Raw genomic sequence first — 24,780 nt, 5'->3', positions numbered from 1 at the left:
GCGGCTTCCTTCCCGATCCCGGCTTCGCTAAGCTCAACTTTGAGGTCAAGGGTGCCGCCTGTCTGGCATCCGCTTGTGAGGTCCGGGACCATGAGCGCAGCGCAGACCGATATCTCGGCCACCCTGATTGACAAGGTGGCCGACTGGTTGACTAGCTCATCGTTGGCCGGCGACGAGCTTGAAGCCATGGTGCGCGGCTTCTGCGAAAGGCTTGCCGCGGCCGGTCTGCCGCTCGTCCGGGTGCATCTGAGCTTTGCCATGCTGCATCCGCTTTACGATGCGCTCGGCTTCACTTGGGAACGTGGCCACGGCATCGAGATAGAAGGCCTCCGCAAGGGTCCGGGAGAGCCGTCGGAACGATTCGTGCGCAGTCCCTACTATCATCTGCTCAGCAATAAGCTCGACCATCTACGCCGGCGCATCGATCCTTCAACACCTTCGGAGTTTCCCATATTCGAGGACCTCAAACTTCTGGGCGTTACCGATTACATCGCCTTCGTCCATTCGTTCGGCGGCGACTCCAGCCAAGGAATGATGGGTTCATGGTCGACCGACAGTCCGGCAGGCTTTAGTGACAGCATGATTGCGGCGCTGCTGCGCATCCAGAGTCACTTGGCCGTCGCAAGCAAGATGGCCGTGCTCAACAAACTCGCCGACAACATGCTGAAAACCTATCTGGGCGGCGACGCGGGCAAGCGCGTGCTCAACGGCCAGATCAAGCGTGGCGAAGGCGATACCATCCGCGCCGTGCTGGTGATGGCCGACATGCGCGGTTCGGCCCGGCTCGCCGAAACGACCGGCCGGGAAGTCTATATCGCGACGCTCAACCAGTTTTTCGACGCGATCGCGGCTCCGTTCAACCGGGCTGGCGGCCAGATCCTGAGCTTTCTCGGCGACGGATTTCTGGCGGTCTATCCGTGTGAACGGCATCGGGCTCCATCGCAGGCCGCCTGCCAGGCCGCACTTGCCGCGGCCTCGAAGGCGACTTCCCGCATGGCAGGGTTGAATGCTCGCAGAAAGCGCGAAGGGCTGGAAGAGATCGGCTATGGCATCGGCCTGCATATCGGCAATGTCATGTTCGGCAATGTCGGCCTATCCGATCGGCTGACTTTCTCGGTTTTCGGATCGGCGGTAAATGAAGTCCAGCGGCTGCAGATGCTGACCAAGAAGTATTCCTATCGTCTGATCGCCAGCAAGGACTTCGCCGATTATTGCGGCGACGAAGGCTGGGTGACGCTCGGCAGGGAGAAGCTGGCGGGCATAAGGCAGAAGCTGACAGTTCTTTCTCCGGAACTGGACGACGCGACCCTTGCTGACGATGAGGACGGCCTCGAGGCGATCCACGCGATGTCGGACGCCGAGCAGGTCATGCTGCTCCACCGTGATGCCAGCAGGCTTTCCGCACCGGACGCAAAGGAACGCCAATGAACATGAGGAGGATGATCGGCCTTGCCGCCGTCTTTTGCATCTGGAGCCAGGCGGCCGCACCTGCCAGCCAGGTGCTGCGCGACGGATTTGACGGGTCGGATTTCTCAGCCGAGGGCGGCCTCTACTATCGCGAGAATTTCGAACAAAGCGCCGGAACCGTCGAGTTCCAGCGAAAGGTGAAGCGAGATGGCGCAGGCGCGATCAAGCTCAGCGTCAAGCCGGTGTGCCCCGCTTCGAGCGACGGCTGCAGCGAACGCGCCGAAATCTGGGAGAAGACCGAACTGCGCGTGCCCTATGATGAGGGTGTTTGGTACGGGTTTTCGATCAGATTCGTCAACCCGATTCCGCGCGACGATCATCGTTTTCTGGTTGCCCAGTGGAAGCGCGAGATAGAACCAGGCGCCGAAGGCGATTTCAGCCCATTTCTTGCCCTGCGGATGAGGCGGGGCAAGCTCTTCGCGACGGTCGAGACCAATTATCTGCCTCAATCCGAGAGGTCGGGAGACGGCCCCGCCGCATGCGCCGCCAACGAAACGCCAGTCTGGCTTCGTCCGGAAACCAACCAGATGCGCGCGCTGGTCGCTGCCGACCCCACCTGGGTGGAGGCAGATGGCGAGCTGTTCCAGGATTGCACCGACGCGATCACCGTCACGCGCTACGGCAACGAGCTGCCGTCGCCGGATTCGGGCTGGATCGATTTTGCCGTCTTCAGCAAACCGGGCCCGGACGGCACCGGCCACATAGAGCTTCTTGCCAACGGCAAGCCGATCATCACCGTCAAGGGCCATATCGGCCACGCGGATAAGGGATTGGGCAAAAACCAGTACTTCAAGTTCGGTCCCTACCGCGCCGCACATTCCGGCGAATGGACCCTCTACTATGACGAATTTCGCCGATCGCCGCATTGCGCGGATGTTCTGGACGACAGTTCCTGTCCCGTTCCGTGACCAGGAACCCGCATTTTGGCTACCTAGGCAGGCAGGTGAGGGTACGATAGTCTCTTTCCTCACCGGACGCGGGGCAGTGTGAGAATGGACTCAGGCGCTGATCTTCTGCGAATCGAAGACCTGGGCATTTCGTTCGCCATCATGGGCGGACCCATCCACGCGGTCAGAGGTGCCAGCCTGCGCGTCCTTCCCGGCAAGGTCACCGCTCTGGTGGGCGAGTCCGGTTCCGGCAAATCGGTGACCGGTCAGGCAGTCATGGGCATTCTGCCGCCATCAGCGCGGGTGCGCGGCCGTATCCTGTTTTCCGATCCAAACAATTCCGGCCGGCAGGTCGATATTCTCAAGATGCGGCGAGACGGACCGGAAATCAGGGCGTTGCGCGGCAGCCGCATAGGCAACATCTTCCAGGAGCCGATGACGTCGCTTTCGCCGCTGCATACGATCGGCGACCAGGTCAGCGAGGCTTTGCAAATCCACACTCCGCTGTCGGCGGCGGAGCGAAAGGAGCGAACCGAGGAAATGCTCGGGTTGGTTGGCTTCCCCGAGCCTCGGCGGGCCTATCACATGTATCCTTTCGAGCTCTCAGGCGGCCTGCGGCAGCGCGCGATGATCGCCATGGCCTTGATCTGCAAGCCGGCGCTGCTGATCGCCGACGAGCCGACGACGGCGCTTGACGTCACCATCCAGGCGCAGATCCTGCAATTGCTGCGCGAGCTTCAGACCAGACTCAACATGGCCATGCTGCTCATCACCCATGATTTGGGCGTGGTGGCGAATGTCGCCGACGAAGTGGTGGTCATCTATCACGGCCAGATCATGGAGGCAGGGCCGGTCGAGGCGATCTTCCGGCGGCCCGGCCATCCCTATCTCAAGGGCCTGATGGCGGCCGTCCCGCATTTCGACCTCAAACCGGGTGAAAGGCTGAAGGCCCTGCGCGAGGTGCCGGTGAATGTCGAAAATCTACTGGGCAGGCGCAAGCCGCCGAGATCGAACGGCCCGGACATTCTGGTGTCGGTCAAAGGGCTGACCAAGTCTTTCACAACCCGCAAATCCGGATGGCTGGGGCAGGAGCACAAGACCATCGTTCGCGCCGTGGACGGCGTGGACTTCGACATATGGCGTGGCGAATGCCTCGGGCTGGTCGGCGAAAGCGGTTCCGGTAAGACCACCGTCGCCAAGATCCTCATGCGCGCGATAACGCCGGACGGCGGCTCGGTCGTCTTCAACGGCAGCGATGGTCCCATCGATGTGCTGGCGGCCGAGGGGCCGGTGCTGCATGAACTACGCACCAAGATCCAGATGGTCTTCCAGGATCCGGTCTCGTCGCTTTCGCCGCGCATGACGGTGCAGAACATTCTCAGCGAGCCACTGGAAATCCACGAACGCGGCGACACCCGGTCACGGCTGGCCATGGTGAAGACGCTGATGCAGGCGATCGGCCTCGATCAGCGCTTCATCAGCCGCTATCCCAACAGTTTTTCCGGTGGTCAGCGCCAGCGTATCGGCATTGCGCGCGCACTGGCGCTCGGTCCGGACCTCTTGATCTGCGACGAGCCGGTTTCGGCGCTCGACGTGTCGGTGCAGGCCCAGATCCTCAATCTTCTGAAGGATTTGCAGAAGGAACTCGGCCTCACTTATCTGTTCGTCTCCCACAATCTGGCGGTTGTGGATTATATGGCCGACCGCATCGCGGTCATGTGCGGCGGGCGCATCGTGGAGCTGGCGCCACGCGAAATCCTGCTCCGCAAGCCAGTTCATCCCTACACGCGCTCGCTGGTTGCCGCCGTGCCGTTTCCGGATCTCGACCGGCCGATGGACTTCACCACCCTCACGCTCAGCGGTGCTTCCGACACGAGCGCCTGGGGGCCGCAATTCCGCGACGAAGGCAAAGAGGGCGTTTTGGCACCGATCGATCTCGGCGGCGGTCATCTCGTGCTTGCCCGGCCAACCGCCGATATTCGGGAGTTGCGCGCTTGATGGACCGGCGAACCGCACTTGGCCTCATTGCTGCGGCTTTTCTGCCGGGCACACTCGGTGCGGCCGCGCGGGAACCGGATTATTTCCGATCGCTGATCGAACAAGGAAAGCTGCCCGAACTCGCACAGCGCCTGCCAAGGACGCCGCGGCTCGTGAAGCTCGGCGCCATGGGCAGGCTGCCCGGGCAGCATGGCGGCGTGATACGAACGCTGATCGGCAGCCAGAAAGATATCAGGCTGATGACCATCTATGGCTATGCGCGGCTGGTCGGCTACGACGAGAAGCTCAACCTGGTCCCGGATATCCTTGCAAGTTATGAGGTTAAAGAGGACCGTATTTTTACCTTCAGGCTCCGCGAAGGGCACAAATGGTCCGACGGCAGCCCTCTTACCGTCGAAGACTTCCGCTATTGCTGGGAGGACGTGCTGCTGAACGAGGAGCTTACGCCGGGCGGGATGCCCATGATCCTTGTGGTTCGCGGCAAGCCTGCTCGCTTCGAAATCGTTGATCCGCTGACGGTGCGCTATTCCTGGGATACGCCCAATCCGAGCTTCCTGCCAAAACTGGCTGCCGCCCAGTCGTTGAGCCTTGTGCTTCCGGCTGCCTATCTCAAGCAGTTCCACAAGAAATACCAGGCTCCGGCTCGCCTGACTGAATTGATGAAGGAGGCGCGCGCCCGCACCTGGACACTGCTCCACATCCGCATGTCGCGGCAATATCGCCCCGAAAATCCCGATCTGCCCACCCTTGATCCGTGGCGAAACAGGACAACACCGCCCGCTGAACGGTTTGTCTTCGAGCGCAATCCCTACTTCCATCGGGTGGACGAGCATGGGCTGCAGCTTCCCTATATCGACCGCTTCATCCTGAATGTCAGTTCTTCCGCCATCATCGCCGCCAAGACCGGCGCCGGTGAAAGCGACCTGCAATGTGTCGGCATAGATTTCACCGACTACACCTTCCTGAAGGATGCCGAGAAGCGCTATCCCGTGAAAGTCCGCCTGTGGAAGAGAACCCAGGGCTCGCGCCTGGCGCTGCTGCCGAACCTAAATTGCGGCGATCCGATTTGGCGCCCGCTGCTGCGCGATGTTCGCGTGCGCCGCGCCCTTTCCCTCGCCATCGACAGGCGCGAAATCAACATGGCGGTGTTTTACGGACTGGCAAAGGAAAGCGCCGATACCGTTCTTTCCGAAAGCCCGCTCTACCGTCCCGAATTCGCCAAGGCCTGGATCGACCATGACCCGGAGCAGGCCAGCGCGCTGCTCGATGAAGCGGGTCTTAAAGTGGGTGCGAATGGCATGCGTGTCCTGCCCGATGGCCGCGAGGCAGAGATCGTCGTGGAAACCGCCGGCGAAAGCACGCTCGAGACCGACGTGCTGGAACTGGTGACCGATCACTGGCGCAAGGTCGGCATCACTCTGTTCATCCGGGCTTCCCAGCGCGACGTCTTTCGCAGCCGGGCGATGGGCGGCCAGATCATGGTCTCCATGTGGTCGGGCATCGACAATGGCGTACCCACCGCCGACATGAATCCCGCTCAACTGGCTCCCACGGCCGACGATCAGTTGCAGTGGCCGCTATGGGGCGCCCACTATCTGGCGCATGGCACCATCGGCGAGCCGCCCGACATTCCCGAGGCGATCGAATTGCTCGAACTGCTCAAGCGGTGGCGCCAAACCATGGAATCGCGGGAGCGGGCCGAAATCTGGCACTCGATGCTTCACATCTACACCGACCAGGTCTTCTCAATCGGCATCGTCAACGCGACGCTGCAGCCGGTGCTGTCTTCCTCCCGATTGCGCAACCTGCCCGAACACGGGCTCTACGGCTTCGACCCGACCGCCTATCTTGGCGTCTATATGCCGGACACATTCTGGCTCGGCGGAGAACCCTGACCGTGCTGCGATACATACTCTGGCGCGTCGCCGTGATGGTCCCGACCTTGCTGATCATATCGGCGTTGGTCTTCACCATCATCGAACTGCCGCCGGGGGATTATTTCGACAGCTATGTCGCCGAATTGCGGGCCCAAGGCGAGGGTGTCGACTCCGAGCGCATCGAGATGCTGCGCACCGAATACGGCTTCGACAAGCCCCCCGTCGTCCGCTACTTCTATTGGCTCGCCGGCATGCTGCAGGGCGATTTCGGCTATTCCTTCGAATATGAGATGCCGGTCAGCGCCGTCGTCGGCGACCGCATGTGGCTGACGGTGCTGGTGTCGTTCGTCACCATCGTCTTCACCTGGATCATCGCCTTTCCGATCGGCATGTATTCAGCCACCCATCAATACAGTTGGGGCGACTACGGGCTGACATTTCTCGGCCTCCTCGGGCTCGCCATCCCCAACTTCATGCTGGCGCTCATCCTGATGTATTTCGCCAATATCTGGTTCGGAACCTCTATCGGCCATCTGATGGACCAGAGGTTTCTTGAGCAGCCGATGAGCTGGGACAAGGCGAAATCCATCCTCGAACATATCTGGATTCCAGTGATCATCATCGGCACGGCGGGAACGGCAAGCATGATCCGGCGCCTGCGCGCCAATCTTCTGGATGAGCTTCACAAGCAATATGTAACCACCGCGCGCGCCAAGGGCCTTCATCCGTTCCGCACACTGGTCAAATACCCGCTGCGCATGGCGCTCAATTTCTTCATCTCGGACATCGGGTCGATCCTGCCGGCCATCATCTCGGGCGCGGAAATCACCGCCATCGTGCTGTCGCTGGAAACCACCGGCCCGATGCTGATCAAGGCGCTGCAAAGCCAGGACATGTATCTTGCCGGATCGTTCCTGATGTTCCTGGCCTTCCTGACCGTCATCGGCGTCCTGATCTCCGACCTGGCGCTGGCGCTTCTTGATCCGCGGATCAGGCTGCAGGGTGGTAGCACCAAATGAACTCGCCGCTCCCCGCACCCGGCGCTCCGCTTCATCACTACGTCTCGGACGCCCCGTTCGACCCGCAATCCGTCGAGGTCATGACGGAAGAGCAGGCCCGCGTCTATCAGGCGTCGCAAACCCGTCTCATGTGGTGGAAATTCAAGCAGCACAGGCTTGCCGTCGCATCCGGCATATTCCTCGCCGTGCTCTACTTCATGATCCTGATCTGCGAGTTTCTGGCGCCCTACAATCTGCACACGCGCAACGTCGATTTCATCTATTCGCCGCCGCAACGCGTCCATCTGCTCCACGAAGGCCGGTTCGTCGGTCCGTTCGTCTATGGCCGGAACATGACGCTCGATATGGATACCCTGAAGCGTGAATATTCCGACGACAGGAGCGACGTCCAGCCGATCCGCTTCTTCTGCCGCGGCGATACCTACAAGTTCTGGGGACTCATTGAAGGTGATCGGCACCTTGTCTGTCCGGCGGTCGATGGCCAGCTCTTCCTGCTCGGCACCGACAGGCTCGGGCGCGATGTGCTGTCGCGCATCATCTACGGCGCCCGTATTTCGCTCACGATCGGTCTCGTCGGTATCGGCTTCAGCTTCATCCTCGGCATCATTATCGGTGGCCTAGCCGGCTATCACGGCGGCACGTTCGACCTCGTCGTGCAGCGCATCATCGAGGTTTTGCAATCGATCCCCAGCATCCCCTTGTGGCTGGCGCTGGCAGCCATCATGCCGATCACCTGGAGCCCGATACTGATCTATTTCGGCATCACCGTGATCCTCGGGCTGCTCGACTGGACCGGCCTGGCGCGGGCAGTGCGTTCCAAGCTCCTGGCGCTGCGCGAGGAGGACTATGTTCTTGCCGCTCAACTGATGGGCGCGAAGAGCAGCCGCATCATCGGCCGACATCTGATCCCCGGCTTCATGTCGCATCTGATCGCGAGCGCAACCATATCGATACCCGGAATGATACTCGGCGAGACGGCGCTGAGCTTTCTCGGGCTCGGTCTCAGGCCGCCCATCACCAGTTGGGGCATCCTGCTGACCGAAGCGCGCGGCGTCAGCGTGATCGCATTCTACCCATGGCTTCTGCTGCCGATGGTGCCGGTCATTCTGGTAATACTGGCGTTCAACTTCCTTGGCGACGGTTTGCGCGACGCCGCCGATCCGTACCGCTGAAACTAGCGCATCGGCCGAAAAACCGAATCGATGTTCGGAAAGAGTAACGCACGGCGCTCTATGCTGCCTCCTGCTTCGGCAATGTCGTCATAGCGGAGCCGTTGTGGCAAACGGAGTCGCCGCGACCGACAGCGTAGTAGAGCAGATGGTGCCGTTGTAGCTGCAAGGGATCATAGAGATTGCGGCCGTCGACGATCACCGGATTGCGCAGATTCGCCTTCAGCCACCCGAAATCGGCGATACGGAACTGCTTCCACTCGGTGCAGATCGCCAGCGCATCCGCCTCTTTGGCGGCATCCTGCGGGCTTGCGGCGAGCACCAGATCCGTACGGTCGCCATAAAGGCGATGGGCTTCCTCCATCGCCTCCGGGTCGAATGCCCGCACTTTGGCCCCGGCATCCCACAGCGCTTCCATGAGGATCCTGCTTGGCGCGTCGCGCATGTCGTCGGTATTCGGCTTGAAGGCTAGCCCCCAGAGCGCAAACGTCCGGCCTTTCAAATCTCCGTTGAAAACCTGCAGCAGCTTGTCGAACAGGACATGCTTCTGCGTGTTGTTGACGCGCTCGACGGCCTGGAGCAGTTCTGCCTCTACGCCGGCCAGCCTGGCCGTGCTCACCAACGCCCGCACATCCTTGGGAAAGCATGATCCGCCATAGCCACAGCCGGGATAAATGAACTGGAAGCCGATGCGCGGGTCAGAGCCGATGCCCCTGCGTACCTCCTCTATGTCCGCGCCCAGCCGTTCGGCGATGTTGGCCATCTCATTCATGAAGCTTATTTTCGTAGCCAGCATCGCATTGGCGGCATATTTCGTCAGCTCCGCCGAGCGCACATCCATGCTCATCAGCTTGTCGTGATTGCGATTGTAGGGCGCGTAGCACTCGTGCATTACCTTGAGTACGGTTTCCGATTCCGTGCCGATGACGATGCGGGCAGGCTTGGCGAAGTCCTCCACCGCATTTCCTTCCTTGAGGAATTCCGGATTCGAGCAGACGTCGAACGGGTAATTCGCGCCGCGCGTCCTCATTGTCTCGGTGATTGTGACCTCGACCAGGTCCGCGGTGCCGACCGGTACGGTTGATTTCCCGACGACGATCTTATAGCCGTCGATGTGTTGGCCGATCGTGCGGGCCACGCTCAGCACATGGCTAAGATCGGCTGAGCCGTCTCCGTTCGATGGCGTTGCCACCGCGATGAATATCAGCTCGGCGAAGCGCACGCCGGCGCCTGCATCGGTGGAAAACGCCAGGCGGCCAGCTTCGGCATTGCGGATGACCAGTTCCTTGAGGCCGGGCTCGAAGATCGGCACTTCGCCCCGCCTCAGCGCCGCTATCCTCTGCTCATTGATGTCGATCGACAGCACCTCGTGACCAACATCGGCAAAGCACGCCGCGGTGACCAGACCGACATAGCCGGTCCCAAAAATACTGAGCTTCATGGACGGGTTCCCTGAACATAGCCGCGTCTGTCTTCCAAGGTCTGCCGGTCATTTCATCGCTACGGCGCCGCCGGTCCCTTCGGGCCGCAAGCAGTGCGGTAACGTTGCGATCGACGCATAATCCCTGGGCAAAATCGATTCCGATTTTCGGCTTAGGTCAGTGTTCAATCGTACCCCGTCGCTGTAGAGAATATACTTCGGATGATTTGCCGGACGGCCGCGGCAAACAAAATGATCGTGAGGAGGCGATGAAGGTTCTGTTGACGGGAGCGGCAGGATTCATCGGTTACCATGCGGCTCTTCGGTTTCTGCGTCGGGGAGATGAGGTTCTCGGTCTCGACAGTTTGAACGACTATTATGCTGTACGCCTAAAGCAGGATCGGCTGGACCTGCTTCGGTCCGAAAAAGGCTTCCGTTTCAGGCAAATCGACATCGCTCGGCGCGATCTTGCCGAGGCGATCGGAGCGGATGCCCTGGATGCGGACCTTATAGTCCACTTCGCCGCCCAGGCCGGCGTCCGCTACTCGGTGAAAAATCCCTTTGCCTATGTCGAGGCGAATGTCGCAGGCCAGGTCGCGATCCTTGAACTTGCCGCGCGGCTGCCGAAACGCCCGGCAGTCGTCTATGCCAGTTCCTCCTCCGTCTACGGCGCCAGTGATACCGTGCCCTTCGTCGAGACGGCCCGCGTCGACTGTCCGGTTTCCGTCTATGCCGCAACTAAGCGGGCAGGGGAGTTGCTGGCCCACGCCTATGGCGACCTCTACGGCATCCGCTCCACCGGCCTGCGGCTCTTCACCGTCTATGGCCCTTACAGCCGCCCCGACATGGCGCCATGGATTTTCACGGAAGCGATCCTCAACGGCAGGCCAATTTCGGTTTTCAACGATGGTGAGATGCAGCGCGATTTCACACATGTCGACGACATTGTGGACGGGATCGCCGCCGCCGCCGACCGCATGTTGAGCAAGCCCGACGAGACGGCGCCGATTTACAATCTCGGCAACAATTCGCCGGTCATGCTGCTCGATTTCATTGCGGCAATCGAAAAGGCTGCTGGACGCAAGGCGATCATGGAAATGCGCCCGAAGCCGTCAGGCGATGTCTTGCGGACCTTCGCCGACATCTCGCTTGCCGAGCGGGATCTCGCCTTCCGGCCGAAGATCGTCCTCGAACAGGGCATTGCCGACTTTGTCGCCTGGTTCAAATCCTATACCGGCGCAAGTTCTCACGGGATCGTATAGACCGGTATCTCGCGCTCGATGCCCCGCAAGGACACGCCATGCGGCACAGGCGTCAGTTCCTTCCGATGCAGCAGATCGGCAGTCAGGTTGTCGTCGACTACCGCGCCGGTGACGAAGATCGATTGCGCATTGGCAAGGTTCTGTACGCGTGAGGCGATGTTGACCGTCTGGCCAAAATAGTCCTGGCGCTCGTTCATCGACACGGCGATGCAGGGGCCGGCGTGCACGCCGATCTTCAAAAGCAGGTCCTCGCGGCCGCTCTTGTCGTTAAGTGCGCGCATGGCTTCACGCATCCTGAGGGCGGCCGCGATGGCGCGGTCAGGGGTTGGGAAGGTCGCCATCACCGCATCGCCTATCGTCTTCACCACCGCGCCCGCCTCCGCCGCCACGATCTCATGCAGCACCTGGAAATGCGCGCGCACTAGATCGAATGCGGTCAGGTCGCCGACCCTTTCGTAGAGTTCGGTCGAACCGCGAAGATCGGTGAACAGGAAGGTCAGGCTGGTGATCTTCAGCCGCTGATCGACGTCGAGCGTGTCGGTCCGATAAAGATCGCGGAAGGTCTGGTTGGTCAGCAGCCGTTTGGCGGTCAGGAAAGGTCTGCGCCGTCCGAGCAGCCCATGCAACGCCTCGCTGGCCCTGAAGACGGTCGGTAGCACGCGGGTCTCCGCTCGGCTTTCCAGCGCAATGCGCAATGGCCCCGGACGCATTTCCAGCATTTGGCTGTGAACATGGTCGCGGTCGAACACCAGCGACAGGCTCTGGCGTTCGCGGGTTGGTTCACCGCTCACATCGAGAAATTGCGCCGAATGGGTGACCGGTTCGAAAACGATGATGAACTCGGGCGGAAGCTGGATCGAAAGCACCGCCTTTTCGCCCGGCATTAACTCGACATCCTCCAGCACGAAGGAATCGACGATCGCTTCGTAATTTTCGTCGGGCAGATCAACCCCGGAGCCCCAATAGATCTGCCGGAAATACTCCATCGGTGGCAGTTGGTGTGGGTTGTGCGCCTCGATCTTGCGCGCCCTCGGGCTGACGGTGAAGGTCACCTCTACCATTTCATCGAGGGTCGGTGAATAGCCGGTCGCACACAGGGCGCAGGTGTATTCCTCGCGCTGCACCGTCTTCAGCGTCGTATTGGTGTCGAGCACGCCGCCGCATCCGGGGCACAGGACGTTCCAGGAAATATCGAATATGCCTATCCTTGCAGCATGCAGGAAGGCAGCCACCACTCGCTCCTCATCGAGGCCGTTCTTTGCCGCGAAGGCGAGCGGATTGACGCGACAAAGCTGGCGATCGGCCCCGTCGGTAACCAGCTTCTCGATGGCGTCCACCGCGGCCGGATCGGCATCGGCCGATTGGCGCAAATGCGCAAACAGATCTTGAGCTTCGCTCATGGTTCAGGCTCCGGAAAGGATGCTCTGCTTCTGCTCCATCTGGCAGGTCCTGCGCATTTGATGCGCGCATGCGAGGAGGGTGCCGGTAAACCTTATCCGGTGCAGCCGTCATGCGCCGCCTGCCTCGGCGATCCGTCCATCCTACTTCGAAACGCTTCATTCGGCCATGCGAAGCTTGGGCAGCTTGCATCACATATGTGTTCGGCAGAGTGCACAATTGTTCTCTTGGGCCGACGCCCGGTTTCGGAAAGCCGTTTGATATAGAAAATTGTGCGTTATCATCTGCATGGCGCATGCGGCCTCTCGCCCGCGTGTTTCAACGGAGGCACCATGAAGACTTCGCCCTCGTCCGAACGGTTGTCGCCGATGCTTCGCGCGGTGCGGCTCCGCGATGCGGAAGCGCTTTGCGCCATGTTCAACATGCCCGGCTTTCGCCGCGGCACTCTGCGCATGCCTTTCGAGACGGTGGAAGCTTGGGAGCGGCGGATTTCCAAATCGACGCCGGAAAGCACCTGGATCGTCGCCGAGCTCGACGGCAAGCTAGTCGGCCATGGCAGTGTGACGGCGCAGAGCTCGCCGCGCCGGGCTCATATCGGCGAGATCGTCATCGGCGTCGACGACAATTTCGTCGGACGCGGCATCGGATCGGCAATCCTCATGGCGCTGCTCGACGTGGCCGACAACTGGCGCGGCCTCAAACGCCTTGAACTCACCGTCTATGCCGACAACGAACCCGCCATCCGCCTCTACACCCGCCATGGCTTTGTTGTGGAGGGCCGGCACGTCAAGGCAGGCTTCACCGACGGCGCGTACCACGACCTGCTTACCATGGCGCGTCTGCGGTTCTGAGAAGCCTTCCTCCAAATTGGGAAGTTGCCGCTACGTACTCGGCTCTTATCGTGCTATGCTGCTAGAGGGCTTCCTTGGAAAGGAACGGAGATGTCCGCGTTGTCAATCCTGACGCGGGGGAGCATTGCCGGTGCTCTTGTCGGCTGCGCGCTCGTCGTGTCGTCTGCCGTCGGAGCGGGAGTTACCGAGGACGAGGCGATGGGAACCCGTCTCGCTGAGCTGCTTAGCGCGGCCCGAAGCATCGTCTCCAACTACCAGACCCTCATCAACGATCCTGCTCAGGGCGACAAGCATCTCGACAGCGAACGATTTACAAGGGAAGCGATTGCGGTCTATTCGAAAAACACCAGCCACGACCCGCTGTCCGGCGAATTGACCGAGCGTGATCGGCGTCTGCTGGAGGCCCAGATCGACGCGATGCGGGAGGTGATCGACGAACAGCAGGCGGATATCAACCGACTGGGGATCGGCTTCAAAGGCTTCGTACCGGCAGTTTTCGCCCGGCTCATGAACGAGAAATTCGCCGCCAAGGTCGGCAACGAGGCTCGGGTGCGGGTGACTGCACCGGAGCAGCTCGTGCGCAACCGCAAATCGCTTCCCGATGCCTGGGAGGCCAAGATCATCGAAACGGTCTTTTCAGATCCGAAGCGGCCAAAGGGACAGCCCTATACCGAAATAACCGAAGTTGACGGGCGCCGGGCATTCCGAATGCTGCTGCCAGAATATTACACGGTCTCATGTCTTGTCTGCCACGGCGAGCCAAAGGGCGAGATCGACGTGACGGGATATCCGAGAGAGGGAGGCAAGGCGGGCGATCTGGGCGGCGCAATCAGCATCGTCCTGTTCCAATGAGCGCCGCAGGAGAGTTGGGCAGCCGGATGGAAGCCGCGCCGGGCCGGGCGGTGAAATCACTCGCCAGCCGCCTGACAAACCTGCCGATCGCTGCGCGGGTGGCCGCCCTGACGGCCGCTGGCCTTATCAGTCTCATCGTATCCTCGATCCTCCTTACACAGGCGCTTTACCGAAGCGCCGACCGCACCGCCGAGACCAAGGTCCTTTTTGATCTGGCGGCGACGGCTTCGGCCGCGCATGTGACATTCGGCGAATTGCGCTATTGGCTCACCGATCTGTCGGTCAGCCTCTTGATGAATTCCCAGCGTAATGCGGAAGCGGCGCGTGAACGGCTTCTCGTTCAATTGGATCGCCTTTCGAAGTCATCGCCGGAGGCGGTCGAGGCGATCCGCACCGAAACTGACGCCTATGTCAAAACGGCACTTGAGGCGGCGGACAGCTATACCCAGGACAACCGCATCATCGGTAATGCCCTTCTCGCCGAGGCGCGCACCCATAGCAGGAATGTCGACGCGACCCTCAACGAGCTCGTCGAGCAGGTGAGCGCCGAGGCGGAGGCGGCCCGCAACGAGGCTGTGAGGCAGGCTCAGAAAACAGCGACTACAGCCGGTATTCTGATAGCCATCGTAGCCTTGATCGGGTCGCTCCTCACCATGCTTGTTCTGCGCTCGATCGTCGGTCCATTGCGGCGGCTGAACCGGGTCATCGGAGAGCTGACGGAAGGGCGCTACGATGTCGACATACCGGTGGAGGGCCGGGACGAACTCGGTGCGATGGCGCGCACCCTCCGGCTCTTTCGCGCCGGCGCGATTGAGAAGAAGCAGCTGGAGGATGAGGCAGAGCGGCAAAGACAGACGATCGCGGCCGCACTGGAGGCGATTTCCGACGGGTTCGTTCTGTTCGATTCCGAGGATAGGGTCATCCTGGCAAACAGCAAGTACTGTGAAATCTTCCCCGATTACGAACCGGCTGCTCTTCCGGGGCAAAGCATCGAGGATATCCTGAGGCGGCGACTGGCAAGCGGGCAGATAAACCTGAAGGGGACCCCGCAGGAGGAGTGGGTAGCCCAGAGGCTCCGCGTTCACAAGAATCCGGCAGGTTCCATTCACGAAGGGCGGTTCGGCAAGCGGTGGGTCCGCATCACCAAACGCAAGACCCCTGACGGCGGCACCGTTGCAGTGTACACCGACATCACGGAGTTGAAGCAGAGGCAAGTCGAGCTTGAGCGAGCCAAGAGCCATGCTGAATCGACAAATGAGGCTAAGAGCCGCTTCGTCGCATCCGTCAGCCACGAACTGCGCACGCCGTTGAATGCGATCATCGGCTATAGCGAAATGCTGATTGAAGATGCGACCGACCAGCAAATGCAGGAGTCCGTCCCGGAACTGGAGAAGATCGCTTCGGCCGGTCGCCATCTCCTGGCTCTCATCAACGATATTCTCGATCTCTCCAAGATCGAGGCAAACAAGATGGAAATCTTCCTGGAGACGTTCAACGTCGCCGGACTAGTGCGCGACGTCCAGGCCACTGTCACGCCCTTGATGGCGAAAAACCAGAACCGCTTCGTGCTGGACCTCGACGGTGATCTCGGAGAAATGCATTCAGACCAGACAAAGCTGCGTCAGAATCTTTTCAACCTGCTCAGCAACGCTGCCAAGTTCACCAACTCCGGTCTCGTGACTCTCATGGTGCGTCGCGACAGGCGACCGGATGGAGACTGGCTGATGTTCAAAGTGTCCGATACCGGGATTGGAATGACACCGCAACAACAAAAGCGGCTGTTCGACGCGTTCACGCAGGCAGACGCATCCACCACCCGAAATTATGGCGGGACGGGATTAGGCCTTAGTATAACCCGTAGTTTCTGCCGAATGATTGGAGGCTCTGTAACGGTCGAGAGCGAACTTGGCAAAGGCTCCATCTTCACGATGGAGATACCGGCCAAATGCCGGAAAGAGCCTGTCGAGCAATCATTTGCCGAGGCCGCGCCGCTGCCGCTCCGGGACAAGGCGGTTCTGATCATAGATGACGAACCAGCCGCCCGATCCGTGATCGCCAAAGCATTGTCGGAGGCGGGCTTGGTATCGATCGAGGCGGCGAGCGGCGAAGAAGGCATAGCCCTCGCGCGGGCGCATCAGCCGGCGGCGATCATTCTCGACATCATCATGCCGCATCAGGATGGCTGGTCGGTGCTGCGCGCGCTGAAGAGCGACAAGGACCTTTGCGAGATCCCAGTGATCCTTGCGACGATCCTTGCGGATCGCGAACTCGGCCTTTCGCTCGGCGCCGTCGAATATCTGACGAAGCCAATCGACACCGACCAACTGATACAAACGCTTGAGGCCTGCGGCGGCGGCAACCGCGATGTGCTTGTCATTGACGACGACATGGCCTCCCGCGATTTCCTTCGGCATATCCTGGTCAAAAAGGATTGGCGGGTCCACGAGGCAAGCGACGGAGTGCGCGGTCTCGAATTGATGAAGCGGCTTTTGCCGCGTCTGGTCTTGCTCGATCTGTTAATGCCCGAAATGGACGGGTTCCAGACCATGAACGAGATGCAGCAGGTGCCTGAACTGCAAGGCATTCCAGTTGTCGTCGTTACGTCGAAGGATTTGTCGACGACCGAGCTCAAATGGCTGCGCGACAGGGCGATAGCGGTCGTGACCAAGGGCGCAAACAGCAGGTCCCAACTGGTCGAGGCGCTCGAGCGCCAGATTCCCGCCTAGATTGGCCGCCCGAGGGTTAGAGGACACCGAGATGGCGAGGATACTTCTGGTGGAAGACAATGAGATGAACCGCGACATGCTCTCACGGCGACTGTCGCGGCGTGGGTTCGAAGTCCTCATCGCGGAAAATGGAAAATTGGGCGTCGAACTCACCGTCTCGGAGAAACCGGATCTCGTGCTTATGGATATGAGCCTGCCGGTAATGGACGGATGGGAGGCGACGCGCCGCATCAAGGCTGATCCAGCCACCTCTGCAATCCCCGTCATTGCGCTCTCAGCCCACGCAATGACCAGCGACCGGCAAATGGCGCTTGAAGCGGGTTGCGACGACTATGACAGCAAACCGGTGGATCTGTCGCGGCTTGTCCAGAAAATCGAACATTTGCTTGCTGAGAACCGGTGAGCGCCGAGCGGCGGATTGCTGACATGACTGCCCAGAACGAGTTCCAGCGCCACGCAATAGCCGCCCATCTGGCGCAGCAACTGGCCGGACCGGCAAGAGCAATCTCCGGATTTCAGGAATTGCTGTTTGAACAGGTGCGCAAGCTTGGTGTGGCCCACATCGCGCCCGATCTCGAAAGGGTCGGCGCGGCCGCCCGGCAATTGAACAATCTCATCGATAGCTTGATCCATGGCAAGGCCGACTATGGGAACGGTGAGGGACGCGACATAGAGGCGAGACTGCGCCACGATTTGCGAACGCCGCTTAACGCGATCATCGGTTATTCCGAAATGATCCTGGAAGAAGTCGAAGACTTGCGCGAACGCACGTTGGAGGAGGACGTCAGGGTAATGCTCGCGGCAGCGGCCGAACTGTTGGCCCATGTCGATGCCATTGCTGGCCTTGCTCGCTCGCGCAACATCACGGGACCGCAGTCCGCCGCTCGGGCGGCCATCGACGCGGTAGGGCTTGAGAGGGCGCTGATCAAGAACGAGCGCGATGCAGGCGCCGGTCATGGCGGCCGGATACTCGTGGTCGATGACATCGCAAGCAACCGCGATCTGCTGTCGCGCCGCCTGCAGCATGATGGCCATCAGGTGATCACCGCCGAATCCGGCTCGTCTGCACTGGCGCGCCTTGCCGAACACGAGTTCGACCTGGTTCTGCTGGACATACTCATGCCGGACATGAATGGCATCGAGGTGCTATCGCGATTGAAGGCGGAGCATCGGCTGCGACATATCCCGGTCATAATGATCTCGGGGTTGAGCGAGGTTGATGCGGTGGTTCGCTGTATCGAGTCCGGCGCCGACGACTATTTGCCCAAGCCTTTCAACCCAGTTCTGCTGCGGGCCCGCATCAACGCAAGCCTGGAGCGGAAGCGTTGGCTTGATCGCGAACGTCAGTATCTTCAACGCATCGAGGCCGAGGAGCGGCGCGCCGACTCGCTGCTTCATGCAATCCTGCCCGGTCAGATCGTCGCGCGTCTGCGCGCAGGCGAGGAGATCATCGCCGACAGGTTCGATGAGGTAACCATCCTCTTTGCCGATATTGTCGGGTTCTCACCGATCGCGGCACGATTGCCGGCGTCGGAATTGATCAAGCGCCTCGACAGTTTGTTCAGTATGTTCGACGCCCTGGCCGAGAAGCACTCGGTGGAGAAAATCAAGACAATCGGCGACGCGTATATGGCGGCCTGCGGTGTTCCGGAGCCGGCGGCCGACCATGCCGACAAGATTGTGGCGCTGGGAAAATCCATGTTGCAAGCGGTGAAGCAGTCGGCATGCGACAGCGACAGTTTCCGGATTCGCATTGGCGTGCACACCGGACCGGTGATCGCCGGCCTGATCGGCCGGCGCCGGTTCGTCTACGACGTTTGGGGCGAGACAGTGAATATTGCCAGCCGACTCGAGTCTCAGGGCATTGCCGATCGGATGCAGATATCGGAGGCAACCAGGCGAGCTCTGCGGGACTCTTGGGCGTTCCAACCGCGCAATACCGTGGAACTGAGAGGTGTCGGCAAGATAGACACTTATTTCGTGCAAAATTGATCCGCGAATAGTCTCATCATCGGTATTGTGGATCGTTTTTTCACCAATCGTGGCAATCATCGCGATATCCACTTAGCCAAACTTTTGCGAACATGCGGACTAGAGGTCTAGGTGTGGTTTAGAATGTTCCGGACAATGTCTGGTCGCAAATTGCGAACTTGCGGACATAATCGTACGTAAGGAGATCGTCGTTTCAACGGAGTGGAGTGGCGAGGAGCTACGAATATAGGCGATCCTTCAACCTCTTTCGATTGCAGGGCTCGCGCTTCGACGCTTGAGGACGCCGGCAGGCCGGCTGACGCAACGGACTAAGGATGAGCGCCAGTTCAAAGGTGGCGTCGAACAAGGCAGGTCATGCCACGACAAAATCGAAGCGGCCGACCTTGCCGTCGCTGGTGGTCGCAATGTCGAGCAACAATGCGGAATCGAAGATGCCGTCCCGGTGATTTCTAGGTTCGTCCGGGAAATAGAGCTGCGTCGTCAGCACGCGTCCACCCGGGCGCTGTACCTTCAGATGATAATGGCGGGTGCGGCCCGGATAAAGCCCCGGCACGATGGTGTCGAACCACCATCGACCCTCAGCATCGGTGAATTGATGTCCGCGAAGTTTGTAGCCGCTGGTGTCGTAGGTGCCGGTCTCGTCGGCATGCCATAGCTCGACCAGCGCTTTTGCTACGGGCTGGCAGGTCCGGATCAGCACGTAGCCGGCAATCGTCATCCTGTCGCCGCCCGGGGCGTCGCTGGCGAAATCCCGCTTCTGCGGACTCTGTGGCGTGAAAAACGGACCTTCCGTCTGAGATGGCGTCAGATCGTCGTCATCGCCACAGGCAGGTGTAAGCTGCAATTGCCCGGGAAACTCGGCCGAATGGCCAAGATTCGGCAACAAAGCCGGTGCGGCGACAACGCCCGAAAGGAAGTCCCGGCGAGTGGGCATGGCGCGGCGTCTCCTCGAAGCTCGACGAAGCCGAAATCTTTGCCGACACGTCCGGCGGAAGTGGGGCAAAAATTGCATTCGCGCCCGGTGACGCGAATTAACTCTTTTCCCACAAATATCTCTTGAGATGCGGCGGGTCGATCCGTGGCCCGACTTTATTTGCTAGGCTTCGATTCGCTGGGCGGGGCGTCTTGGAGGGCTTATATGCGAGTCGAATCCGCGCTCGAGTTGCAGGCACGAATTTTTTCCCAGATTTTCAACTTCATCGAATTGCCGGTAATAGCCGGCCTGGAACAGGCGACGCCGGGCCTGTTCCTGGACCCGATGCTGCTCGAGACCAAATCTGCGCGACCCAGAAAGCCGTCACGACGGCGCGCCAACGATATCGCCCTTGGCGTGACCGAAGGCACCGGCGGCGATGACGCCCGGCTCGCCGTGCTGGTGCAGAACCGCAACAAGGTCCAGAGCGCCGTGGTCGAGGAAATCGTCGGCATCGCCCGGGGCGAGGCGGAAGTTTTGTACATCGGCCGGCAGAGGCCGCTCTGGACCGTGAGGCGCAACGATCCCGTTAGGCTCGGCGCAAGCATTTCGCCGACGACGGTCGCCTATGCCGGCACGCTCGGCTGCTTCTGCCGCGACAATCTCAGCGGCCGCAACGCCATCCTCTCCAACAATCATGTCCTGGCCGACGTCAACGGCATTGCGGTCGGCACGACGATCATGCAGCCCGGCGCGCGTGACGGCGGCCAGCCCGAAGCGGACGTCATTGCCGAGCTGATCCGCTTCGTGCCGATCCAGTTCGGCGGTTTTCCGAACCGGGTGGACGCCGCCGTCGCCGCGCTCATCGATCACGGCCGCGCTGAAGATCATGCAACGCTCTACGACAGTTCCGACGCTCCGGCTGCCGCCATGACCCTGCAGCCGAGCGCGCCGGTCGAAGCCGTTCCTGGCATGAGGGTGTTCAAGACCGGGCGGACGACGCGCCACACGCGCGGCCGCGTGCGCGCGGTGAACGTCAACAACTATCTCGTCGATGTCGGCGTGGGCGTCGCCCGGTTCGACGGGCAGATCGTCATCGAGACCGAGATGGCGCCGCAGCCTTTCGGCAGGCCAGGGGATAGCGGCTCGCTCATCGTCGAGGAAGAGGGACGTCCGGTCGCATTGCTGTTTGCCGGTTCGGCATCCGGCGGCGCTGGAAATCTTGGATTTACGGGGGCAAACCCTATATCATCGGTTTCTGAACAATTGGGCGTGACGCTGATATAGGTACCGGATGGCTGGCACGAAGCACTCGATGGACCAGGCGCGCGAAATCCAGAAGGCCTTTGAGGAGCAATTCGGCGACAAGGAGGGCCTTCTGGGTGTCGGCATCTGCCTCAATCCCCGCCAGGACGACCTCGCACTCAACGTTTCAGTTTCCCGCAGGCAGCAGGCGACCCACCTGCCCAAGTCCTTCGCCGGGCTCGATGTGGTGGTCGACGTGGTCGGCTCTATCCGCGCTTTTTGAGCCCGCAGTTGCGTTTTATTATTGATGATTTTTCATCGTTGCTCTTGCTGGCTGGTTTGGACCGGCCAGCAATGCAATCAAAACCGCTGTTGCAAGGAGTAGGGCGGCGGCAGCCGCCAGTACGACATTAAAAGCGCTGTCGAACGCGCCTTGTGCCAGATGGACCAGCATCGATGCCGCTTCCGGCGTGAGTGCCTCAGTGGCGAGCAGCGCTTCATCAATACTGTCCTGCGCGGATTCCGCCACGGCAAGCCCGTTCGGCAGCACGAAGGAGGTCCTGTAGACAGCCGACATAAGGCTGCCCAACACCGCAATGCCGATTGCACCTCCCAGCTCGTATGACACTTCTTCAATCGAGGCGGCCATGCCGGCCCTATCAGCCGGAGCATTGAACATGATCGCGCTTGAGGCGGCTGTCATCGCCGCACCAATGCCGAAACCCAGAATGGCAAAAGCGACGATCTGCAACACCGCACCCGCCTGGTAGCCCAACAGAAAGCCCGTTGTTCCAAGCCCCGCCATCAGCAGGGACGTCCACAGCACCCGATCCGAACCAATTCTGGGCAGTGCCAACCCCGCCAACGGACCCGCGATGAAAGCGGCCACAGGTATCGGCAAAATGAACAGGCCTGCCTGCAGAGGCGAGAGACCGACAACAAGTTGCAGCCGCTGGCTGAACACCAGTTCCAGACCAACCAATGCTGCTGATGCGATCAGCGCGGCGACTACGCCGGCCGCAAATCGGCGATTGCGGAACAGGTTGAAATCAACCAGCGGCACGGTGGACCGGCGTTGCCGGCGGACGAACAGGATAAGGAACACGACGCCGGCCACAGCCGCGATGCCAGCCGCCTCGTAGGAAGGAAGACGCTTGCTGACTTCCTTGATTGTATAGGCGATGCCGATCAGGCCGATCATGATCTGGATCGAGCCGATCAGATCCCAGGGACGGTCGCTGTTGCCGTCCCGGTGAGGAATGACGGCAACGGCCAGCAGCAATGCGACGATGACGATCGGCACATTGATGAGAAACACCGATCCCCACCAGAAATATTCCAACAGGAGCCCGCCGACCACCGGTCCGAATGCGGCGCCGCCCGACGCGACAGCCGCCCAGATGCCGATGGCGAAGGAACGTTCGTGCTCGTCCTCGAAAGTGTGACGGATGATCGACAGTGTTGCGGGCATCATCATGGCGGCACCGGCCGCAAGCAGCGCCCGAGCTGCGATCAGGATCGAAGGCGTCGGCGAAAAGGCTGCCCCGAGTGACGCAATGCCAAACACGACAAGCCCGGCGACGAAAAGTCCTTTGTGACCGAGGCGGTCGCCGAGGGCACCGAGCCCGGGAAGCAACCCCGCCACGACAAGCGCGTAAGCATTGACGATCCAGAGCTTTTCGGATGCCGACGCGGCGAGGTCATGGGTCAGACGTGGGAGCGCCGTATAGAGGACCGTCATGTCGATGACAATCAGGAACAAGGCGCTTGAGAGAATGGCCAAAACCAGCCAGCGGTTTCGGGAATGCATCTGGTTCACCATGCGGAGCCTGCCCGGCTCACTGTTTCGTCGATCAATCGGCTTGAATGCTAGCGGACAGTAATTAAATACATACGTATTGAATTGAAAAGAGGCAAGAACAATGGGTCGACGCCGGTCGATTGATCGCGATCGGGTTCTGGATGCTGCCGAAGAAATCGTCGGCAGGCAGGGTGCCTCGGCTCTGACGATCGACGCCGTCGCCAAGGCTGTAGGCATCACGAAGGGCGGGGTCCAGTCCTGCTTCGGCACCAAGGACGCTCTGATCGACGCGATGTTCGAGCGTTGGGGAAAGACCTATGACGAATTGTTCAGGGAACTTGCCGGACACGGTGCCACGCCCGCAACTGCGGTGCGGGCGCATATCGAGGCTACCCATCGCTCCGACGACACCTCTCACGCAAAAGCCGCAAGTTTGATGGCGGCTCTGCTTCAAACCCCGGAGCATCTTACGTCGACGCGCGCATGGTATCGCAGCCGCATCGCGAAGCTGGATATGTCGACGGACGAGGGGCGTCGCCTGCGGTTAGCCTTTCTCGCCACCGAAGGCGCTTTCATGCTGCGGTTTTTTGGGCTGATGGATATAGGAGCGGAAGAATGGCAGAGTATTTTTCGCGATATCGGCACATTCGGCCAAGAGTCGTAGGCTCATAACGCTCACTCCAGCGTGGGCTCAAGCCGGCTGCCGGGACGTCGAGCAGGCACAAGGATCGAGCTACCTCAACCCTTCTCGGCTGGGAGAATATGCTGGAGGTCCTCGCTATATGCCGCGAAAGCCAGACCGGGCTTTAGCGAGGCGTGGAGCGTGGCGGCGTGACCGAGACCGGGAAGAATGCTCGATGAAACAGCAATGCCCGCGCGACGGCCCAGCCGCTCGATCATTTCCAGAGTGTGTGGCGCCGGGCCGTCCCAATGTGGTCCGCTCGGACTTGAACGCCGCTCGCTGTCACCAAGCATGATCAGAACGTCGGAGGCGGTATCGGCGAACTGGGGCGCACACCGTTCGAAATCAAGCATCCATTGATCGCTCCACCAGATCGAGGGGCTGGCTGAGATGTAGCGGGCGAATGCCGCCGGACGTTTCAGGAGGGCGTAAATTACGCACAGGCCGGCCATCGAATGCCCCCAGATTGCGCGACGGTTCGGGTTGACGGCAAGGCCGTATTCGGCCGCTGACTGCAACTCGCCGCAAAGGAGGTCGAGGAAGATATCGGCGCCCCCGATCATGCGCTCCGGCCGGTTCGGGTCGGGTGTCGGGCCTTCGCCTGCGGGTGCGGGCGTGTAGTCGAGCGAGCGGGCCTGGGGGTCGAATCGGAACGGCGTATTATAACCGATACCGATCAAGGCGAGGTCCGTAACCGTGGCGAGATGCTCGGCCGTCAAGGCGTCAAAGGCGGCGTTGCCATCCAGCATGTAGAGCACCGGGTGCCCGGGTGCCGGCGCCTTGCATTTCGGTACGGCGCCGAAAATTTGCCTGGAGCGGCCATCGGCGGCGGTAACCGTCCGGCGAAAGAGCCGATGTGTTTCGACATGGTTCTCGAAAATGGCAAGCTGGGCTGGTGCCGGCTCGCCGCGCAGCATCGGTGCGGGATTCGGATTGGCTGTCATCGGCATGGTTCTGCAGCGATGGCGATGGTGGGTCAAGCCGAAACTTGACGTTGAAACTCATGTAAAGCATAAGCGCCCGAACGGTCGCCATGGCAGGCAAGAAGGATCCATCGAGGTGGCCTGAGTGCCGGCACACGCTTAGGACGTGTCCTGCCGTGGGTCAGGCCACTCGATATCCAGATGTTGGAGCGTCGCATGAGAACAAAACATCCAGCTCCAGGCGCATGCTCGCTACTGGGCGCGCGCTGCGCGCATAACCTGAACGCCTGGTGCTAAG

Annotated in this window: 20 protein-coding genes; 15 read left to right on the top strand and 5 right to left on the bottom strand. The window is 60.7% G+C overall.

All coding sequences use genetic code 11. From position 1 onward, the window contains the following. Nucleotides 1–90: 90 nt before the first annotated feature. The 6 genes from ACLKMW_RS09690 (at nucleotide 91) to ACLKMW_RS09665 (ending at nucleotide 8,420) form a co-directional block, all read left to right on the top strand. Nucleotides 91–1,428, top strand: coding sequence for an adenylate/guanylate cyclase domain-containing protein (locus ACLKMW_RS09690; RefSeq protein WP_415724247.1), 1,338 nt, complete (start codon nucleotides 91–93; stop codon nucleotides 1,426–1,428). Nucleotides 1,429–1,439: 11 nt separating this feature from the next. Further along, nucleotides 1,440–2,375, top strand: coding sequence for a polysaccharide lyase (locus ACLKMW_RS09685; protein WP_415724290.1), 936 nt, complete (start codon nucleotides 1,440–1,442; stop codon nucleotides 2,373–2,375). An 84-nt stretch (nucleotides 2,376–2,459) separates the two neighbouring features. After that, a complete protein-coding gene (locus tag ACLKMW_RS09680; protein WP_415724246.1) occupies nucleotides 2,460–4,352 on the top strand; it encodes an ABC transporter ATP-binding protein in 1,893 nt (630 codons plus the stop codon). Continuing rightward, the gene (locus ACLKMW_RS09675; protein WP_415724245.1) at nucleotides 4,349–6,247 is read left to right on the top strand and encodes an ABC transporter substrate-binding protein; all 1,899 of its coding nucleotides are present in this window, start codon (nucleotides 4,349–4,351) and stop codon (nucleotides 6,245–6,247) included. The genes ACLKMW_RS09680 and ACLKMW_RS09675 overlap by 4 nt, the downstream gene beginning before the upstream one ends. 2 nt (nucleotides 6,248–6,249) lie before the next feature. Continuing rightward, on the top strand, nucleotides 6,250–7,248 hold the full coding sequence (locus tag ACLKMW_RS09670) for an ABC transporter permease (RefSeq protein WP_415724244.1): 999 nt from the start codon (nucleotides 6,250–6,252) through the stop codon (nucleotides 7,246–7,248). After that, on the top strand, nucleotides 7,245–8,420 hold the full coding sequence (locus ACLKMW_RS09665) for an ABC transporter permease (RefSeq protein WP_415724243.1): 1,176 nt from the start codon (nucleotides 7,245–7,247) through the stop codon (nucleotides 8,418–8,420). The genes ACLKMW_RS09670 and ACLKMW_RS09665 overlap by 4 nt, the downstream gene beginning before the upstream one ends. Before the next feature lie 58 nt (nucleotides 8,421–8,478). Here ACLKMW_RS09665 and ACLKMW_RS09660 read toward each other — a convergent pair whose 3' ends face one another. Beyond that, entirely contained in the window at nucleotides 8,479–9,858 is a 1,380-nt protein-coding gene (locus ACLKMW_RS09660) for a UDP-glucose dehydrogenase family protein (RefSeq protein ID WP_415724242.1), read from the bottom strand. A 248-nt stretch (nucleotides 9,859–10,106) separates the two neighbouring features. On the opposite strand from ACLKMW_RS09660, the gene ACLKMW_RS09655 reads away from it, so the two are divergent. Then, complete coding sequence (locus ACLKMW_RS09655) at nucleotides 10,107–11,099, top strand: NAD-dependent epimerase/dehydratase family protein (RefSeq protein ID WP_415724241.1); 993 nt, start codon at nucleotides 10,107–10,109, stop codon at nucleotides 11,097–11,099. Here the strand turns inward: ACLKMW_RS09655 and ACLKMW_RS09650 are convergent. Next, nucleotides 11,084–12,499: an adenylate/guanylate cyclase domain-containing protein gene (locus ACLKMW_RS09650; RefSeq protein WP_415724240.1), complete on the bottom strand. Its 1,416-nt coding sequence runs from the start codon at nucleotides 12,497–12,499 to the stop codon at nucleotides 11,084–11,086. The two genes, ACLKMW_RS09655 and ACLKMW_RS09650, sit on opposite strands and share 16 nt — an antisense overlap. Before the next feature lie 330 nt (nucleotides 12,500–12,829). On the opposite strand from ACLKMW_RS09650, the gene ACLKMW_RS09645 reads away from it, so the two are divergent. The 5 genes from ACLKMW_RS09645 (at nucleotide 12,830) to ACLKMW_RS09625 (ending at nucleotide 18,918) form a co-directional block, all read left to right on the top strand. Beyond that, complete coding sequence (locus tag ACLKMW_RS09645) at nucleotides 12,830–13,348, top strand: GNAT family N-acetyltransferase (RefSeq protein ID WP_415724239.1); 519 nt, start codon at nucleotides 12,830–12,832, stop codon at nucleotides 13,346–13,348. A 90-nt stretch (nucleotides 13,349–13,438) separates the two neighbouring features. Next, on the top strand, nucleotides 13,439–14,200 hold the full coding sequence (locus ACLKMW_RS09640) for a Tll0287-like domain-containing protein (RefSeq protein ID WP_415724238.1): 762 nt from the start codon (nucleotides 13,439–13,441) through the stop codon (nucleotides 14,198–14,200). Beyond that, nucleotides 14,197–16,926 (top strand): response regulator, encoded by a 2,730-nt coding sequence (locus ACLKMW_RS09635; RefSeq protein WP_415724237.1) that lies wholly within the window; start codon nucleotides 14,197–14,199, stop codon nucleotides 16,924–16,926. The genes ACLKMW_RS09640 and ACLKMW_RS09635 overlap by 4 nt, the downstream gene beginning before the upstream one ends. A gap of 31 nt (nucleotides 16,927–16,957) precedes the next feature. Further along, on the top strand, nucleotides 16,958–17,329 hold the full coding sequence (locus ACLKMW_RS09630; RefSeq protein WP_415724236.1) for a response regulator: 372 nt from the start codon (nucleotides 16,958–16,960) through the stop codon (nucleotides 17,327–17,329). A 23-nt stretch (nucleotides 17,330–17,352) separates the two neighbouring features. Further along, nucleotides 17,353–18,918 carry an adenylate/guanylate cyclase domain-containing protein gene (locus ACLKMW_RS09625; RefSeq protein ID WP_415724235.1) on the top strand — a complete coding sequence of 522 codons (1,566 nt, stop codon included), beginning with the start codon at nucleotides 17,353–17,355 and terminating at the stop codon, nucleotides 18,916–18,918. A 352-nt stretch (nucleotides 18,919–19,270) separates the two neighbouring features. On the opposite strand, the gene ACLKMW_RS09620 is transcribed toward ACLKMW_RS09625, so the two are convergent. Continuing rightward, complete coding sequence (locus tag ACLKMW_RS09620) at nucleotides 19,271–19,852, bottom strand: dioxygenase family protein (RefSeq protein ID WP_415724234.1); 582 nt, start codon at nucleotides 19,850–19,852, stop codon at nucleotides 19,271–19,273. A 204-nt stretch (nucleotides 19,853–20,056) separates the two neighbouring features. On the opposite strand from ACLKMW_RS09620, the gene ACLKMW_RS09615 reads away from it, so the two are divergent. Then, a complete protein-coding gene (locus ACLKMW_RS09615; RefSeq protein ID WP_415724233.1) occupies nucleotides 20,057–21,118 on the top strand; it encodes a Nal1-like putative serine protease in 1,062 nt (353 codons plus the stop codon). A gap of 28 nt (nucleotides 21,119–21,146) precedes the next feature. Further along, on the top strand, nucleotides 21,147–21,359 hold the full coding sequence (locus ACLKMW_RS09610; RefSeq protein ID WP_415724232.1) for a hypothetical protein: 213 nt from the start codon (nucleotides 21,147–21,149) through the stop codon (nucleotides 21,357–21,359). A gap of 18 nt (nucleotides 21,360–21,377) precedes the next feature. Here the strand turns inward: ACLKMW_RS09610 and ACLKMW_RS09605 are convergent, their stop codons facing one another. Continuing rightward, a complete protein-coding gene (locus ACLKMW_RS09605; RefSeq protein WP_415724231.1) occupies nucleotides 21,378–22,886 on the bottom strand; it encodes an MFS transporter in 1,509 nt (502 codons plus the stop codon). A 112-nt stretch (nucleotides 22,887–22,998) separates the two neighbouring features. Between ACLKMW_RS09605 and ACLKMW_RS09600 the strand changes: the two genes are divergently transcribed. Beyond that, on the top strand, nucleotides 22,999–23,541 hold the full coding sequence (locus ACLKMW_RS09600) for a TetR/AcrR family transcriptional regulator (protein ID WP_415724230.1): 543 nt from the start codon (nucleotides 22,999–23,001) through the stop codon (nucleotides 23,539–23,541). A 74-nt stretch (nucleotides 23,542–23,615) separates the two neighbouring features. Here the strand turns inward: ACLKMW_RS09600 and ACLKMW_RS09595 are convergent, their stop codons facing one another. Further along, a complete protein-coding gene (locus ACLKMW_RS09595) occupies nucleotides 23,616–24,503 on the bottom strand; it encodes an alpha/beta hydrolase (protein ID WP_415724229.1) in 888 nt (295 codons plus the stop codon). Nucleotides 24,504–24,780: the final 277 nt, after the last annotated feature.

This window comes from Borborobacter xinjiangensis (genome assembly GCF_047739745.1).
GTDB lineage: Bacteria > Pseudomonadota > Alphaproteobacteria > Rhizobiales > Rhizobiaceae > Pseudaminobacter.
The sequence above is the reverse complement of the archived record's forward strand: the minus strand, read 5'-3'. Positions and strand labels throughout refer to the sequence as shown.

Coding starts and splice junctions, on each gene's coding strand:
- ACLKMW_RS09690 (WP_415724247.1), top strand. CDS start 91: ATGAGCGCAGCGCAGACCGATATCTCGGCCACCCTGATTGACAAGGTG.
- ACLKMW_RS09610 (WP_415724232.1), top strand. CDS start 21,147: ATGGACCAGGCGCGCGAAATCCAGAAGGCCTTTGAGGAGCAATTCGGC.
- ACLKMW_RS09635 (WP_415724237.1), top strand. CDS start 14,197: ATGAGCGCCGCAGGAGAGTTGGGCAGCCGGATGGAAGCCGCGCCGGGC.
- ACLKMW_RS09655 (WP_415724241.1), top strand. CDS start 10,107: ATGAAGGTTCTGTTGACGGGAGCGGCAGGATTCATCGGTTACCATGCG.
- ACLKMW_RS09640 (WP_415724238.1), top strand. CDS start 13,439: ATGTCCGCGTTGTCAATCCTGACGCGGGGGAGCATTGCCGGTGCTCTT.
- ACLKMW_RS09685 (WP_415724290.1), top strand. CDS start 1,440: ATGATCGGCCTTGCCGCCGTCTTTTGCATCTGGAGCCAGGCGGCCGCA.
- ACLKMW_RS09630 (WP_415724236.1), top strand. CDS start 16,958: ATGGCGAGGATACTTCTGGTGGAAGACAATGAGATGAACCGCGACATG.
- ACLKMW_RS09650 (WP_415724240.1), bottom strand. CDS start 12,499: ATGAGCGAAGCTCAAGATCTGTTTGCGCATTTGCGCCAATCGGCCGAT.
- ACLKMW_RS09660 (WP_415724242.1), bottom strand. CDS start 9,858: ATGAAGCTCAGTATTTTTGGGACCGGCTATGTCGGTCTGGTCACCGCG.
- ACLKMW_RS09605 (WP_415724231.1), bottom strand. CDS start 22,886: ATGCATTCCCGAAACCGCTGGCTGGTTTTGGCCATTCTCTCAAGCGCC.
- ACLKMW_RS09620 (WP_415724234.1), bottom strand. CDS start 19,852: ATGCCCACTCGCCGGGACTTCCTTTCGGGCGTTGTCGCCGCACCGGCT.
- ACLKMW_RS09595 (WP_415724229.1), bottom strand. CDS start 24,503: ATGACAGCCAATCCGAATCCCGCACCGATGCTGCGCGGCGAGCCGGCA.
- ACLKMW_RS09625 (WP_415724235.1), top strand. CDS start 17,353: ATGACTGCCCAGAACGAGTTCCAGCGCCACGCAATAGCCGCCCATCTG.
- ACLKMW_RS09665 (WP_415724243.1), top strand. CDS start 7,245: ATGAACTCGCCGCTCCCCGCACCCGGCGCTCCGCTTCATCACTACGTC.
- ACLKMW_RS09680 (WP_415724246.1), top strand. CDS start 2,460: ATGGACTCAGGCGCTGATCTTCTGCGAATCGAAGACCTGGGCATTTCG.
- ACLKMW_RS09600 (WP_415724230.1), top strand. CDS start 22,999: ATGGGTCGACGCCGGTCGATTGATCGCGATCGGGTTCTGGATGCTGCC.
- ACLKMW_RS09645 (WP_415724239.1), top strand. CDS start 12,830: ATGAAGACTTCGCCCTCGTCCGAACGGTTGTCGCCGATGCTTCGCGCG.
- ACLKMW_RS09615 (WP_415724233.1), top strand. CDS start 20,057: ATGCGAGTCGAATCCGCGCTCGAGTTGCAGGCACGAATTTTTTCCCAG.